Raw genomic sequence first — 13,474 nt, 5'->3', positions numbered from 1 at the left:
CGGGCGTGTCGGCGGGGACGCGCGGACCGTGCGGTCACACCCGTCCCGGGCGGCTCAGCGCCGGGCGGGCAGGATCCGGGAGCGCGGGGTGCCGGTGCCGGTGTCGCCGTCGGCCGCGGTGAGCGCGGCGGCCATCACCTGCAGGTCGTCGAGGTCGTGCACGTCCCCGGCCGCGGCCGGCACGGTGCGGACGGCGACGTCGGGGTGCGCGCGGGCGAACCGGTCGGCCAGCCGCTGCTCCCGGGCGGCCTGGGCCATCCGGTCGGCGTGCACCCGCAGCGCGGCGGCGGCCAGCTTGGCGCCCTTGCCGCCGGTCTCCGCGACCGCCTCGGCCGCGGCCTCGGCGCGGGTGGCCGACAGCGCCGTGGTCGCCGGGGGGTGGGTGCGGTTGAGCACCAGGCCGGCCAGCGGCATGCCCTCGGCGGAGAGCCGGTCGACGAAGTAGGAGGCCTCGCGCAGCGCGTCGGGCTCGGGGGTGGCGACGACCAGGAACGCCGTCCCGGGCTGCTTGAGCAGCTCGTAGGTGGCCGTCGCCCGCTCGCGGAACCCGCCGAACATGGAGTCCAGCGCGGCGATGAAGGTGGCGATGTCGCCCAGCAGCTGGCCGCCGAGGATCTTGGAGATGACCCGGCTGAACAGGCCGAACCCGGCGCTGACCACGCGCAGCCCGGCCCGCCCGCCGGCCCGGGCCGGGGCGGTGAGGACCCGGATCATGGTGCCGTCGAGGAACCGGGAGAGCCGGTCGGGGGCGTCCAGGAAGTCCAGCGCGGACCGGGACGGCGGGGTGTCCACGACGATGAGGTCCCAGGTGTCGCGGGCCCTCAGCTGGCCCAGCTTCTCCATGGCCATGTACTCCTGCGTCCCGCCGAAGGAGGACGACAGCGCCTGGTAGAAGGGGTTGGCCAGCACCTGCTCGGCCCGCTCCGGGGTGGAGTGCGCGACCACGACGTCGTCGAAGGTCCGCTTCATGTCCAGCATCATCGCGTGCAGCTGGCCGGGGCCCCCGGTCTCGATCCGGCGGGGCTCGTTGTCCAGCTCGGCCAGGCCGAGGGACTGCGCCAGCCGCCGTGCCGGGTCGATGGTGAGCACCACGACCGAGCGCCCGGCGGCGGCCGCGGCCAGCCCCAGCGCGGCCGAGGTGGTGGTCTTGCCGACCCCGCCGGCGCCGCAGCACACGATGATCCGGGTGGCCGGGTCGCGGACCACCGCGTCCAGCTCGAGACCGGCGCTCACCGGAGCACCTCCAGCCGGGCGGCGAGCTCCTGCAGGGCGCCGAGGTCGACCGGGCCGGTGACCAGGGGCAGCTCGGTGACCGGGCGGCCGAGCTCGGCGACGGCCCCGCGCAGCGCGTCCTGGGACCGCCAGCGCCGGGCGTGCTCCACGGCCTCCTCGGCCAGCCCCGCGGCGATGGCCGGGTCGTCGGGCAGCCCGCCGGCGGCCAGTGCGGGGGCCAGCTCGGCGGCGGTCAGCCGGCCCTCGGCCGCGCGGGAGAGGCTGGCCGCCGGCAGCAGCGGCTCGGTGGCCATGTTCACCAGCACCGAGCCGACCGGCAGGCCGGTGGCCTGCAGCTCGGCGATGGCGTCGGCGGTCTCCTGCACGGGCATCTCCTCCAGGAGCGTCACCAGGTGCACGGCGGTCTGCGGCGAGCGCAGCACGGCCATCACGCCGTCGCTCTGCGCCTTGATCGGGCCGGAGCGGGCCAGCCCGGCCACCTCGTCGGTGACGTTGAGGAAGCGGGTGATGCGCCCGGTGGGCGGGGCGTCGACGACGACGGCGTCGTAGACCCGGCGGCCGTCGACCTTCCGGGTGACCGCCTCCTTGATCTTCCCGGTGAGCAGCACGTCGCGCAGGCCCGGGGCGATGGTGGTGGCGAAGTCGATGGCGCCCATCCTCCGCAGCGCCCGGCCGGCGCGCTTCATGGAGTAGAAGAGCTCCAGGTACTCCAGCAGCGCCTCGTCCAGGTCGATGGCCAGCGCCTTGACCTCGCCGCCGCCGCGGGCGACGGCGACCCGGCGCTCCTCGTAGGGCAGCGGCGGGGTGTCGAACAGCTGGGCGATGCCCTGCCGTCCCTCGGTCTCCACCAGCAGGGTGGTCCTGCCCTCGGCGGCCAGGGCGAGGGCGAGGGCGGCGGCGACCGTGGTCTTGCCCGTGCCCCCCTTGCCGGTGACGACGTGGCAGCGCACGGGCGGGTCGGACGTCACGGGGACGAGCCTACGAGCGCGGGGGCCGTCCGGGCACGTCGCGGGCAGGGAGGCTAGCGTCCCGGGCCATGAGCGAACGGACCACGTGGGAGTACGCGACCATCCCGCTGCTGACGCACAACACCAAGGCCATCCTCGACTCCTGGGGCGTCGACGGCTGGGAGCTGGTCACCGTGCTGCCCGGCCCCGGGGGCGGCGACCAGCTGGTCGCCTACCTGAAGCGGCCCTCGGCGTGAGCGAGCCGCAGAGCTGGCACGCCCGCCTGGCGGAGCTGGGCCTGCGGCTGCCGCCGGTGGCCGCGCCGGTCGCCTCCTACGTCCCCGCCGTGCGCATCGGCAACCTGGTGATGACCAGCGGTCAGCTGCCCTTCGTCGACGGCGGCCTGCGCCGCACCGGCAAGGTCGGCGGCTCGGTCGAGGCCGAGGACGCCGCGCACGACGCCAAGGTCTGCGCGCTCAACGCGCTCGCCGCCGTCGACGACCTGGTCGGCCTGGACTCCGTCGCCCGGGTGGTCCGGGTGGTGGGCTACGTGGCCTCCGCGGAGGGCTTCACCGGCCAGCCGCGGGTGATCAACGGCGCCTCGGAGCTGATCGGCAAGGTCTTCGGCAAGGACGGCGAGCACGCGCGGTCCGCGGTCGGCGTGGCCGAGCTGCCGCTGGGCGCGCCGGTCGAGGTCGAGCTCACCGTCGAGCTGCGCTGACCCCGGTGGCGCCGGCCGGGCAGACCCCCGCGCAGCCGCGCCAGGCGGCCACCGTGCTGCTGCTGCGCGACGGCGCCGACGGCGTCGAGGTGCACCTGCAGCGGCGCACCCGCGGCATGCCCTTCGCCGGAGGGATGACCGCCTACATCGGCGGCGGCGTCGACCCGCGCGACGGCGGGGCCGACCTGGACTGGGTCGGGCCCGGGCCGGCCGACTGGGCGCGCACCTGGGGCTGCGACGAGCCCACCGCCCGGCAGCTGGTCTGCGCCGCGGTCCGGGAGACCTTCGAGGAGGCCGGTGTGCTGCTGGCCGGGCCGGCGTCCGGCGGCGTGGTCCCCGACGTGTCGGGGCCGGCGTGGGAGGCCCAGCGCCGGGCGCTGGTGACCCGCGAGCTGGCCCTCTCGGAGCTGCTGGCCGACCGCGGGCTGGCGCTGCGGTCGGACCTGCTGCGGCCCTTCGCGCACTGGATCACCCCGCCGGTGGAGCCCCGGCGCTACGACACCAAGTTCTTCGCCGCGGCGCTGCCGGTGGGCCAGGAGGCCCAGGACGTCTCCGGCGAGGCCGACGAGGCGGGCTGGTCCACCCCCGCCGCCGCGCTGGCCGAGCACGAGGCCGGGCTGCGGCCGATGCTGCCGCCGACGATCCACACGCTGGGCCAGCTCGCCGCGTTCCCCGACGTCGCGGCGGTGCTGGCCGGGTGCCCGCCGGCCCCGCTGGAGCCGATCAGCCCGACGTTCGCCGAGGACGCCGACGGCCAGAAGTGGGCGCTGCTGCCCGACGGCACGCGCATCCGCGTCGTCGTCCCGCTGCCCGGGGTGTGAACGCAGGAGGCCCAGGACCCGACGGGTCCTGGGCCTCCTGCGTACCGGGGGTCAGCGCGCGCGACGGCGCAGCCGGTCCTCGTCGAGGACGACGACGGACTTGCCCTGCAGCTGGATCCAGCCGCGGTGCACGAAGTCGGCCAGCGCCTTGTTCACCGTCTCGCGGGAGGCGCCGACCAGCTGGGCCAGCTCCTCCTGGGTGAGGTCGTGCTTGACGCGCAGGCCGTCGTTCTCCCGCGACCCGAAGCGGTCGGCCATCTGCAGCAGCGCCTTGGCCACGCGGCCGGGGACGTCGGTGAAGATCAGGTCGGCGACGGAGTCGTTGGTGCGGCGCAGCCGGCGGGCCAGCACCTGCAGCAGGCGCTCGCCGACCTCGGGGTGCGCCTCGATCCAGGGCCGCAGCATCTGCTGGGGCATCTTGGCCAGCCGGACGTCGGTCACCGCGGTGGCGGTCGCCGTGCGCGGGCCGGGGTCGAACACCGAGAGCTCGCCGAACTGGTCGGAGGGGCCCATCACGGCCAGCACGTTCTCGCGGCCGTCGGGGGAGCGGCGGGAGAGCTTGATCTTGCCGGACAGCACCACGTACAGGCTGTCACCGGGCTCGCCCTCGTTGAAGACCACCCGCCCGCGGGGCAGGCTCACGGTCTCCAGGCCGCTCGCCGTGGGCTCCGCGGCTTCGGCCGACAGCCCCTGGAACAGACCGGACTGGGCAAGGACCTCGTCCACCAGTGCACCTCTCGTACGACGTCATGGCGGGTGCAGTGATCACCCACGTCCGGGGCGAGTCTAGGGCCTGTGGGCAGACCCACAATGCGGAGCGTCACCGGACTGCCCACGACGGGTGGGCCGGGGGTCAGTCCGACGAGCGCTGCGCGGTGACCGCCTCGGTGCTGCGGACCACCCGGCCGGAGCGGCGCCCGCGCCAGCGGTCCATCGCCCGGCGGATGCCCGACGTGGCCAGCGCGTCGACGTCCCCCGGGGTGGCGGTGGCGAGGAACTCCTCGACCTGGCGCTGCGAGGTCGGCCGCCGCAGCGGCTCCTCGACCCGCTCCATGACCAGCAGGAACGCGATCACCAGCGGGGGGAACAGGATGACGATGAGGGCGACCACCCAGCACCTCCTCGGATCGGGACGGCGGGCCCACCCAGTCGGTGTGACGGAAGGGCCCGGTGGGTCAAGGATGACAGAACCGCGCTGTCGGTGCCCCCGCCTACCCTCGACCGCGTGTCCGCACCCGCTCCTCCCGTGCCGTCCCGGCCGGCCCGCGCCGTCCGGCTGGGCCTGTCCCCGTACGACGACGGCGAGACCCCGCTGGGCCGTACCCGGCGGGCCCGGCGGATGGCGCGGGAGCTGGCGCTGATCCACCCCGACGCGCACTGCGAGCTCGACTTCACCACGCCGCTGGAGCTGCTGGTGGCCACGGTGCTGTCCGCGCAGACCACCGACCGCACCGTCAACACCGTGACGCCGACGCTGTTCGCCCGGTACCGCACCGCGGCCGACTACGCCGGTGCCGACCGGCTGGAGCTCGAGGCGATCCTCAAGCCCACCGGTTTCTTCCGCGCCAAGGCCAACTCGGTGCTGGGCCTCGGCCGGGCGCTGGTCGAGCAGTTCGACGGCGAGGTGCCGGCCCGGCTGGAGGACCTGGTCACCCTCCCCGGCGTGGGCCGCAAGACCGCCAACGTGGTGCTCGGCAACGCGTTCGGGGTCCCCGGGCTGACCGTCGACACGCACTTCGGCCGGCTGGTGCGCCGGTTCGGCTGGACCGCCGAGGAGGACCCGGTCAAGGTCGAGACGGTCGTGGCCGGGCTGGTCCCGAAGAAGGAGTGGACCGACTTCTCCCACCGGGTGATCTTCCACGGCCGCCGGGTCTGCCACGCCAAGAAGCCGGCCTGCGGGGCGTGCGGGCTGGCCCGCTCCTGCCCGTCCTTCGGCCTCGGCCCGCTCGACCCGCAGGCCGCGGCGAAGCTGGTCAAGGGCCCGGCCGCCTCGGACACGCTGTGAGGCGCGCCCTGCTGGCCCTGGCCGGGGCGCTGCTGCTGGCCGGGTGCACCGGCGTCGACGCCCCCGACGCCGCCCGGCCCTCGGCCGACCCCGGGGTGCAGGACGTCGACACCGCGCTGCAGTCGTGCCCGGAGCAGACCGGCGACACCGTCGAGGCGGCCGACGCGTTGCCGCCGCTGAGCTTCGACTGCATCGGCGGCGGCACCCTCGACCTGTCGCGGGCGCCCGGCGTGCCCACGGTGGTCAACGTGTGGGGGTCCTGGTGCGGGCCGTGCCGGGAGGAGCTGCCGCACGTGCAGGAGCTCGCCGACCTGGCGGGTGACCGCGTGCAGGTGCTGGGGGTGGTCACCCTCGACACGCTGACCGCCGCCGACTCCTTCGCCGCCGACGCCGGTGTCACGTTCCCCAACGCCTTCGACCAGCAGAACGACCTGCTGGCCGAGGAGGGCCTGCGCGGTGCGCCCTACACGTTCTTCGTCGCCGCCGACGGCACGCTGGCCTACACCCAGCTGCGACCGGTGCAGTCGGTCGACGAGTTCCGGCAGCTGGTGGCCGACCACCTCGGCGTCACCCTGTGAGCCCGGACCTCACCGGCGTCCCCGAGCACGTGCGGGCGCTGCTCGCCTCCGCCGACGACCTGCCGCTGCGGCACCGCATGGGCGGGGCGACCGGGACGGCCCGGCGCTCGGCGGTGCTCATCCTGTTCGGGGAGACCGCGCACGGCCACGACGTCCTGCTGATCGAGAAGTCCGACCGGCTGCGCACCCACGCCGGCCAGCCCGCCTTCCCGGGCGGCGGCGCCGAGCCGGGGGAGGACTACCCGGTGGGCACCGCGCTGCGCGAGGCGCACGAGGAGGCCGGGGTGGACCCGGCGTCGGTGCGCGTGCTGGGGGTGCTGGCCGAGCTGTACCTGGGGCCCAGCGACAACGTCGTCGTCCCGGTCGTGGGCTGGTGGGACGACCCGCGGGAGACCGTCACCGGCGACCCGTTCGAGGTGGCGCAGGTGGCCCGGGTGCCGCTGGCGCAGCTGGTCGACCCGGCCCGCCGGTTCCGGGTCCGGCACCCGTCGGGCTACACCGGCCCGGCCTTCGAGGTCGCGGGCATGGTGGTGTGGGGCTTCACCGCCGGGGTGCTGGACGCCGTCCTGACCGCCGCCGGGCTGGCGCGGCCCTGGGACACCGCCGACGTCCGCGACCTGGCCGCCGAGCAGGAGCGGGTGCGCGGGCGGGGCGACGTGGTCGAGGGGCCCGCCGACCGCGCCGCGCCGACGGTGGCCGACGAGGGGCCCTCCACAGCTGCGCCGCGTACGGTCCTCGGGCGATGACTGCGAACCGGACACGCCTGCTGGTGGCCGCCGTGCTGCTCGCCCTCGGCCTCGTGGGGTGCAGCAACCGCACGCCCGCCACGCCCGAGGCGACCCGCACGCCCGACGCCGGCGTGGGCGAGGTGACCACCGACGCCGAGGGCGTGCAGGAGGTCACCATCGAGACCGGGGACGACTACGTGTTCACCCCCGACGCCTTCACCGTGGCACCCGGGACGGTCCGGCTGACGGTCACCAACACCGCCACGCAGCTGACCCACAACTTCATGTTCACCACCGGGGCCGGCCCCGCGGAGATCACCGAGCAGATCCCGCTGCTGGCGCCGGGGCAGAGCGAGACCATCGAGTTCGAGGTCACCCAGCCCGGCGACTACCCCTTCGAGTGCACCTTCCACACCGCGCTCGGGCAGGTCGGGACGATGACCGTCAGCGGCGGTGCCGCGACCCCCACCGCGAGCGGCTGAGCGGTGTCCCTCGTCGACCTGGTGCTCATCGCGCTGGCCCTGCTGTTCGCCCTGTCCGGGTTCCGGCAGGGCCTCATCGTCTCCGCGGCGTCCTTCATCGGGTTCTTCGGCGGCGCCGTCGCCGGCGCGCAGCTGTCCGGCCCGGTCGCCGACGAGCTGGGCGGGTCGACCCTCTCGCGGGTGTTCGTGGCGCTGGTCGTGGTGCTCGCCGGCGCACTGCTGGGGCAGCTGCTGGCCGGCTACCTGGGCCGGGCGATCCGGCGGAAGGTGACCTGGGAGCCGGCGAAGATCGTCGACTCGGTGGCCGGGGCGCTCATCTCCGCCGTCGCGGTCCTGCTGGTCGCCTGGATGGTGGCCACCCCGCTGGCCAACTCCGCGTTCCCGGCGGTGGCCAGCCAGGTGCGGCAGTCCACGCTGGTGCAGGCCGTCGACCGCGGTGTGCCGGCCGGCGTCCGGTCGCTCTACGACTCGCTGCGCGAGGCCATCGACCGGCGCGGGCTGCCCGACGTCCTCGACCCGCTCACCCCCACCCAGGTGCGCGACGTGCCGGTGCCCGACCAGACCCTGGCGCAGAGCGCGGTGGTCGGCCAGGTGCAGGGCTCGGTGGTGAAGATCAGCGGGGTGGCGCCGTCGTGCTCCCGGCAGATCGACGGGTCGGGCTTCGTGTTCGCCCCCGAGCGGGTGATGACCAACGCGCACGTGCTGGCCGGGGTCGCCGACCCGACGGTCACCGCCGAGGGCGAGACCTACGACGCGGTCCCGGTCTACGTGGACGAGGAGACCGACGTCGCCGTCCTCTACGTGCCCGGCCTCCCGCAGGTGCCGCTGGACTTCGCCGCCGACCCGGTGGGCTCGGGGTCCGACGCGATCATCATGGGCTACCCCGGCGGCGGTGGGCTGTACGTCGGCGCGGCCCGGGTGCGCGACCGCGGGGCCATCAGCGGCCCGGACTTCCGGTCGCAGCAGACGGTGGTCCGCGACGTCTACGCCCTGTACGGCCAGGTCCGGGCGGGCAACTCCGGCGGTCCGCTGCTGGCGTCGGACGGGTCGGTGCTGGGCGTCGTCTTCGCCTCCGCGGTCGACGACCCCGACACCGGCTACGCGCTGACCGACGCCGAGGTGGCCGACGCCGTCACCCAGGGCTCGGGCGCCAGCACCCCGGTCGACACCGGCCCCTGCGAGTGATCAACGGGCCCAGGCGGCGATGGCCTCGCTGACGACGTCGGGGGTCTCCTCGTGCGGGAAGTGGCCCACGCCGGCCAGCTCGCGCCACTCGTACGCCCCGGCCACGTAGCGGCCGGACCCGGCTGCGGTGCGGGGCAGCACGCACGGGTCGAGGGTGCCGTGCAGCTGCAGGGTGGGTGCGGTGACCGGCGCGGTCATCCGGCGGGCGTAGCGCAGCCCGTCGGGCCGGAACTGCGAGCGGAAGGCCCAGCGGTGGAACTCCATCGCGCCGTAGGCGGCCTGCGGGATGCGGGCGGCGTCGCGGTAGCGGGCCACCGCGTCGGCGAAGTCGGTGGTGTGCACCCACGAGGGCCCGGCCCAGCGGCGCAGCAGGTCGGCCACCGGGTCGTCGTCGTCGCGCGTGAGGCGGCGCTCGGGGAGGCGGGGCAGCTGGTAGCGCAGCGCGTAGCGGGAGGCGTGCCGCTGCGCGGCGTCGGTCATGCCCGCGCGCAGCTCCCGGGGGTGCGCGGAGGACACCACGACCAGGCCGCGGACGGTGCGGGGGTGCAGCGCGGCCATCGTCCAGGCCACCAGCCCGCCCCAGTCGTGGCCGACGACGACGGCGTCGGGCTCGCCCAGGGCGCGCACCACCGCGGCGACGTCGGCCGACAGGGTGGGCAGGTCGTACCCGCGGGGTGGCTTGTCGCTGCCGCCGTAGCCGCGCAGGTCCACGGCCACCGCGCGGAAACCGGCCTCGGCCAGGGCGGTGAGCTGGTGCCGCCAGGCCCACCAGAACTGCGGGTAGCCGTGCACGAGCAGCACCAGCGGGCCCTCACCGGCCTCGGCGGCGTGCAGCCGGACGCCGTTGGCGGAGATGTCCCGGTGCCGCCACGGCCCCGGGACCAGCGCGCTGGTCGCGTCCGGTGCGCTCACCCCAGCCGGGCGTGCGGGGCGGCGCGCTCGATGTGCCCGTCGCGGACCACCGGCAGGTCGTGCTGGCGCTGGCCCGGGGCCTCGCGGCGCATGACGTCGGGCAGGTCCTTGAGCGTCTCGATGGTGCGCTCGGGCTTGCGGAACTTCTTGGTGAACCGGATGCCGACCAGCACCAGCAGGCCCGCCAGCAGGAGCAGCGCCCCGAACACGATGAAGTAGGACACGAAGCGGGGCAGCCCCAGCCAGGTGAGCAGCTCGGCGATGCCGATGAACAGGAAGATCGAGCAGTACAGGGCCATGACGCCGCCGACGGCGATGAGCCCGCCGCCGATGCCGACCTTCTTGACCGAGCCGCCGATCTCGGCCTTGGCCAGCTCGACCTCGTTGCGGATCAGCGTGGAGACGTCGGACATGGCGCTCTGCACCAGCGAGCCGACGGAGGGCTCCACGGGGCCGGCCGGCTGACCGGACAGGCGAGTGGTGGGGGCGCTGTGGGCCACGGGTTCTCCTCGGTGGTGCGACGCGGCGGGACCGCGCTCTCGAACCATGATCGTGCCTCATCCGGCCCCCACCGGCCCGACGTGGAGTGCGCAGGGGCAGGAATGCTGCCCCTGCGCCCCCGCGTCAGTCCTCGGAGGAGGCGGGCATCCGCTGCCCGATGAGGTCCATCACCGAGGAGTCGGTGAGGGTGGAGACGTCGCCCAGCTCGCGGTTCTCGGCGACGTCCCGGAGCAGGCGGCGCATGATCTTGCCCGAGCGGGTCTTGGGCAGCTCGGCCACCACCATGATCTGCCGCGGGCTGGCGATCGGGCCGATCTCCTTGCGCACGTGCTGGCGCAGCTCCTTGACCAGGTCGTCGCCGGAGTCCTCGGCCCCGCCGCGCAGGATGACGAAGGCGACGATGCCCTGCCCGGTGGTGGGGTCGGTGGCGCCGACCACCGCGGCCTCGGCGACGGTCGGGTGGCTGACCAGCGCGGACTCCACCTCGGTGGTGGAGATGCGGTGCCCGGACACGTTCATCACGTCGTCCACCCGGCCCAGCAGCCAGATGTCGCCGTCCTCGTCGAGCTTGGCGCCGTCGCCGGCGAAGTAGACCTCCTTGCCGTACCGGGACCAGTAGGTGTCCACGTACCGCTCGTCGGAGCCCCAGATCGTGCGCAGCATCGACGGCCACGGCTCGGTGAGCACCAGGTAGCCGGTGGCGCCGGGCTCGACCGGCTTGCCCTCCTCGTCGACCACGGACGCCGAGATGCCGGGCACCGCGCGCTGCGCCGAGCCGGGCTTGGTGGCCACCACGCCGGGCATCGGGGCGATCATGTGCGCGCCGGTCTCGGTCTGCCACCAGGTGTCCACGACCGTCGCCGTCCCGCCGCCGACGTTCTTGCGGTACCAGAGCCACGCCTCGGGGTTGATCGGCTCGCCGACCGAGCCGAGCACCCGCAGGGTCGAGGTGTCGAAGGGCTCCAGCTCCTGGGCGCCCCACTTCATGAAGGTGCGGACGACGGTCGGGGCGGCGTAGAGGATCGTCACGCCGTACTGCTGGACGATCTCCCACCAGCGGCCGCGGTGCGGGGTCTCCGGGGTGCCCTCGTACATCACCGAGGTGGCGCCGTTGGAGAGCGGGCCGTAGACGATGTAGGAGTGGCCGGTCACCCAGGCCACGTCGGCGGCGCACCAGAAGACGTCGGTGTCGGCCTTGAGGTCGAAGGTGCCCCAGTGGGTGTACGACACCTGGGTCAGGTAGCCGCCCGAGGTGTGCAGGATGCCCTTGGGCTTCGCCGTCGTGCCCGAGGTGTACATGATGTAGAGCGGGTGCTCGGCGTCGAAGGGCTGCGCCTCGTGCTCGGTGGACTGCCCGTCGACCAGGTCGTGCCACCACTGGTCGCGGCCCCCGGTCCAGTCGACGTCCTGCTCGGTGCGCTTGACCACCAGGACGTGCTCGACGCCGCCGACCTTGGTCAGCGCCTCGTCGACGGCGGGCTTGAGCGCGCTCGGAGCGCCCCGGCGGAACCCGCCGTCGGCCGTGACGACCACGCGCGCGCCGGCGTCCTCGATGCGGGAGGCCAGCGCGTCGGGGGAGAAGCCGCCGAACACGACCATGTGGACGGCGCCGATGCGGGCGCAGGCCAGCATCGAGATGACCGCCTCGGGGATCATCGGCAGGTAGATCGCCACCCGGTCGCCGGCCTGCACGCCGAGGGAGAGCAGCGCGTTCGCGGCCTTGCTGACCTCGTCCTTGAGCTGGGCGTAGGTGATGGTGCGGGTGTCACCGGGCTCGCCCACCCAGTGGTAGGCGACCTTCTCGCCGTTGCCGGCGGCGACGTGGCGGTCCACGCAGTTGGCCGCGACGTTGAGCTCGCCGCCCACGAACCACTTCGCGAAGGGCGGGTTGCTCCAGTCCAGGACCTCGTCCCAGGGCCTGGACCACTCCAGCCGCCGGGCCGCCTCGGCCCAGAAGCCCAGCCGGTCCTCCTCGGCCCTCCGGTAGGTGTCGGCCGTGACGTTGGCGTGCTGGGCGAGCTCGGCGGGCGGCTCGAACACGCCGCCGGCGGGGATCTCGTCGGTCAGGCTCTGGGCGTCGCTCATCGCTTCCTCGCATCGGTCGACGGGTCGGGCGTCGGCCGGCGGGGACCGGCGACGCTGCCTCGCGCACGACCCTAGTGACCGCCGTGACCCCCGTCTCCCCGGGCGCAGCGCGGGCGCAACCCCTTCTGCGCGCGCCCTGGGCTCAGCGCAGGCCGGAGTTGTTGTGCACGACCTCGGTCAGCACCCAGTCGAGTTCCGTCATCGAGGTCCTCATCACGAGAGGTAGCTGATGGAAGTCCTGCTGGACTGCATGATCCGAAAACTGGTCGTGGAGGTAGAAGGCCCCGAACAGCGCATCGCACGTCTGGCACCCGTGTGACAGGTACGAGGACTGCGATCCGGCGCTGCGGCGTACGCGGATGGAGCTCGCAGCGGGATGAAAACCGATGGCAAGCAGTTCAGCAACCACCGAGGCAAGGTGCCCCTCCGCAGCGTCGAAAACGCTGAACGGGTCGAACTGTTCGGTCCGGTTCAATACAGCGGGCACGATCTGGGGTGCTCCGCATCTGTGGCAGTCATAGGGGTAGGCACGCACATCGACCTCGACGGGCTCGACCAGTAGGCGCCGCGCGGTGATCGTCGAGGCTGCAAGAAGCTCCTGCCCCATGGGATCAGCCGGTGCGTCGTGAGGGATCGCGCTCGACGATCTCCAGGTAGGCGTCGCTGTAGCACTGCAGACCGGCCGCGACCCGCGACGCCTCGGCGGCGACGGACCCGTGCGCGGCCGGCAGCGCGGCGCTGGCCCGCACCGCGGCGGTCACCTCGCCGACCGCCGCCAGGTGGGCCCGGGCGGCGTCGGCCAGCCGCGGGCCCTGGGCCGACGGCGCGCGCACCTCGGCGCGCAGCGCCCGCGACAGCGCCGATCCCTCGCCGACGAGCTGGGGCAGCACGTCGGGCACCTCGCCCAGGTGCACCCCGGCCCGGCGGGCCGCGTCGACCTCGCGCTGCAGGGTCATCGACGCGGCGGTGAGCCGGGCGGCCAGCGCGGCGGCGGTGCGGTCGGCCCGGGCGGGGTTGCGGACGACGGCGACCGCGGTGCCGGCGAACTGCGACAGCTCGCGGCCGTGCCGCACCGCCCGGCTGCCCTGCACGGCGCGCACCGCGCGCCGGGTGGCCAGCACCAGCACCGTGGTGACCAGGCCGGCGAGGACCGCCAGCACCACGACCAGGGTGAGCACGAACTCCACGGGGCACCTCCGCCTCGAGCACACCCGGCGACGGCGTGCCCCTCCGACCATAGCCGTCCGGTCGAGCCGGGAACGGTCCGTCACGCCTA

Annotated in this window: 17 protein-coding genes; 8 read left to right on the top strand and 9 right to left on the bottom strand. The window is 74.6% G+C overall.

Translation table 11 applies throughout. The annotated features are described in order from the left end of the window. Positions 1-54: 54 nt before the first annotated feature. Together bagB and bagA are read right to left on the bottom strand one after the other, a co-directional pair. Complete coding sequence (gene bagB / locus BM158_RS10425) at positions 55-1,233, bottom strand: ATPase BagB (RefSeq protein ID WP_207506376.1); 1,179 nt, start codon at positions 1,231-1,233, stop codon at positions 55-57. After that, positions 1,230-2,201 carry an ATPase BagA gene (gene bagA, locus BM158_RS10420; RefSeq protein ID WP_207506374.1) on the bottom strand — a complete coding sequence of 324 codons (972 nt, stop codon included), beginning with the start codon at positions 2,199-2,201 and terminating at the stop codon, positions 1,230-1,232. The genes bagB and bagA overlap by 4 nt, the downstream gene beginning before the upstream one ends. Before the next feature lie 68 nt (positions 2,202-2,269). On the opposite strand from bagA, the gene sp36 reads away from it, so the two are divergent. Genes sp36 through BM158_RS10405 form a run of 3 tightly spaced genes read left to right on the top strand, consistent with a single transcriptional unit; the run spans position 2,270 to position 3,722 of the window. Then, a complete protein-coding gene (gene sp36 / locus BM158_RS21770; RefSeq protein ID WP_091058056.1) occupies positions 2,270-2,437 on the top strand; it encodes a Sp36 family protein in 168 nt (55 codons plus the stop codon). Then, on the top strand, positions 2,434-2,901 hold the full coding sequence (locus BM158_RS10410; protein ID WP_091557616.1) for a RidA family protein: 468 nt from the start codon (positions 2,434-2,436) through the stop codon (positions 2,899-2,901). The genes sp36 and BM158_RS10410 overlap by 4 nt, the downstream gene beginning before the upstream one ends. 5 nt (positions 2,902-2,906) lie before the next feature. Further along, positions 2,907-3,722 (top strand): NUDIX hydrolase, encoded by an 816-nt coding sequence (locus BM158_RS10405; protein WP_091557615.1) that lies wholly within the window; start codon positions 2,907-2,909, stop codon positions 3,720-3,722. 51 nt (positions 3,723-3,773) lie between these two features. Here BM158_RS10405 and BM158_RS10400 read toward each other — a convergent pair whose 3' ends face one another. Continuing rightward, positions 3,774-4,448 carry a Crp/Fnr family transcriptional regulator gene (locus BM158_RS10400; RefSeq protein ID WP_091557612.1) on the bottom strand — a complete coding sequence of 225 codons (675 nt, stop codon included), beginning with the start codon at positions 4,446-4,448 and terminating at the stop codon, positions 3,774-3,776. A gap of 127 nt (positions 4,449-4,575) precedes the next feature. Continuing rightward, positions 4,576-4,833 (bottom strand): hypothetical protein, encoded by a 258-nt coding sequence (locus BM158_RS10395; protein ID WP_091557609.1) that lies wholly within the window; start codon positions 4,831-4,833, stop codon positions 4,576-4,578. 114 nt (positions 4,834-4,947) lie between these two features. On the opposite strand from BM158_RS10395, the gene nth reads away from it, so the two are divergent. From nth to BM158_RS10370, 5 genes are read left to right on the top strand one after another with little or no spacing between them, the layout of a single operon-like run. Continuing rightward, a complete protein-coding gene (nth, locus tag BM158_RS10390; protein WP_229827703.1) occupies positions 4,948-5,727 on the top strand; it encodes an endonuclease III in 780 nt (259 codons plus the stop codon). Next, positions 5,724-6,305, top strand: coding sequence for a TlpA family protein disulfide reductase (locus BM158_RS10385; RefSeq protein ID WP_091557607.1), 582 nt, complete (start codon positions 5,724-5,726; stop codon positions 6,303-6,305). The genes nth and BM158_RS10385 overlap by 4 nt, the downstream gene beginning before the upstream one ends. Next, the gene (locus tag BM158_RS10380; protein ID WP_229827704.1) at positions 6,302-7,051 is read left to right on the top strand and encodes an NUDIX hydrolase; all 750 of its coding nucleotides are present in this window, start codon (positions 6,302-6,304) and stop codon (positions 7,049-7,051) included. The genes BM158_RS10385 and BM158_RS10380 overlap by 4 nt, the downstream gene beginning before the upstream one ends. Then, positions 7,048-7,515, top strand: a complete 468-nt coding sequence (locus tag BM158_RS10375) for a plastocyanin/azurin family copper-binding protein (protein WP_091557604.1) — start codon at positions 7,048-7,050, stop codon at positions 7,513-7,515. Before BM158_RS10380 ends, BM158_RS10375 begins: the two co-directional genes overlap by 4 nt. A 3-nt stretch (positions 7,516-7,518) precedes the next feature. Further along, the gene (locus BM158_RS10370; protein WP_091557600.1) at positions 7,519-8,700 is read left to right on the top strand and encodes a MarP family serine protease; all 1,182 of its coding nucleotides are present in this window, start codon (positions 7,519-7,521) and stop codon (positions 8,698-8,700) included. On the opposite strand, the gene BM158_RS10365 is transcribed toward BM158_RS10370, so the two are convergent. The 5 genes from BM158_RS10365 to BM158_RS10345 all read right to left on the bottom strand — a co-directional run bounded on the left by BM158_RS10365 (position 8,701) and on the right by BM158_RS10345 (position 13,385). Continuing rightward, complete coding sequence (locus BM158_RS10365; RefSeq protein WP_091557597.1) at positions 8,701-9,612, bottom strand: alpha/beta fold hydrolase; 912 nt, start codon at positions 9,610-9,612, stop codon at positions 8,701-8,703. It lies immediately after the preceding gene. After that, complete coding sequence (locus tag BM158_RS10360; RefSeq protein WP_229827705.1) at positions 9,609-10,112, bottom strand: phage holin family protein; 504 nt, start codon at positions 10,110-10,112, stop codon at positions 9,609-9,611. The genes BM158_RS10365 and BM158_RS10360 overlap by 4 nt, the downstream gene beginning before the upstream one ends. A gap of 124 nt (positions 10,113-10,236) precedes the next feature. Further along, positions 10,237-12,198 (bottom strand): acetate--CoA ligase, encoded by a 1,962-nt coding sequence (acs, locus tag BM158_RS10355; RefSeq protein WP_091557591.1) that lies wholly within the window; start codon positions 12,196-12,198, stop codon positions 10,237-10,239. Between the two features lie 142 nt (positions 12,199-12,340). Continuing rightward, positions 12,341-12,805, bottom strand: coding sequence for a hypothetical protein (locus BM158_RS10350; protein ID WP_091557588.1), 465 nt, complete (start codon positions 12,803-12,805; stop codon positions 12,341-12,343). A 4-nt stretch (positions 12,806-12,809) separates the two neighbouring features. Further along, entirely contained in the window at positions 12,810-13,385 is a 576-nt protein-coding gene (locus BM158_RS10345) for a hypothetical protein (RefSeq protein ID WP_091557584.1), read from the bottom strand. Between the last annotated feature and the right edge of the window lie 89 nt (positions 13,386-13,474).

Source organism: Klenkia taihuensis (genome assembly GCF_900112525.1).
Taxonomy (GTDB): Bacteria; Actinomycetota; Actinomycetes; order Mycobacteriales; family Geodermatophilaceae; genus Klenkia; species Klenkia taihuensis.
The sequence above is the reverse complement of the archived record's forward strand: the minus strand, read 5'-3'. Positions and strand labels throughout refer to the sequence as shown.

Coding starts and splice junctions, on each gene's coding strand:
- acs (WP_091557591.1), bottom strand. CDS start 12,198: ATGAGCGACGCCCAGAGCCTGACCGACGAGATCCCCGCCGGCGGCGTG.
- BM158_RS10350 (WP_091557588.1), bottom strand. CDS start 12,805: ATGGGGCAGGAGCTTCTTGCAGCCTCGACGATCACCGCGCGGCGCCTA.
- BM158_RS10375 (WP_091557604.1), top strand. CDS start 7,048: ATGACTGCGAACCGGACACGCCTGCTGGTGGCCGCCGTGCTGCTCGCC.
- sp36 (WP_091058056.1), top strand. CDS start 2,270: ATGAGCGAACGGACCACGTGGGAGTACGCGACCATCCCGCTGCTGACG.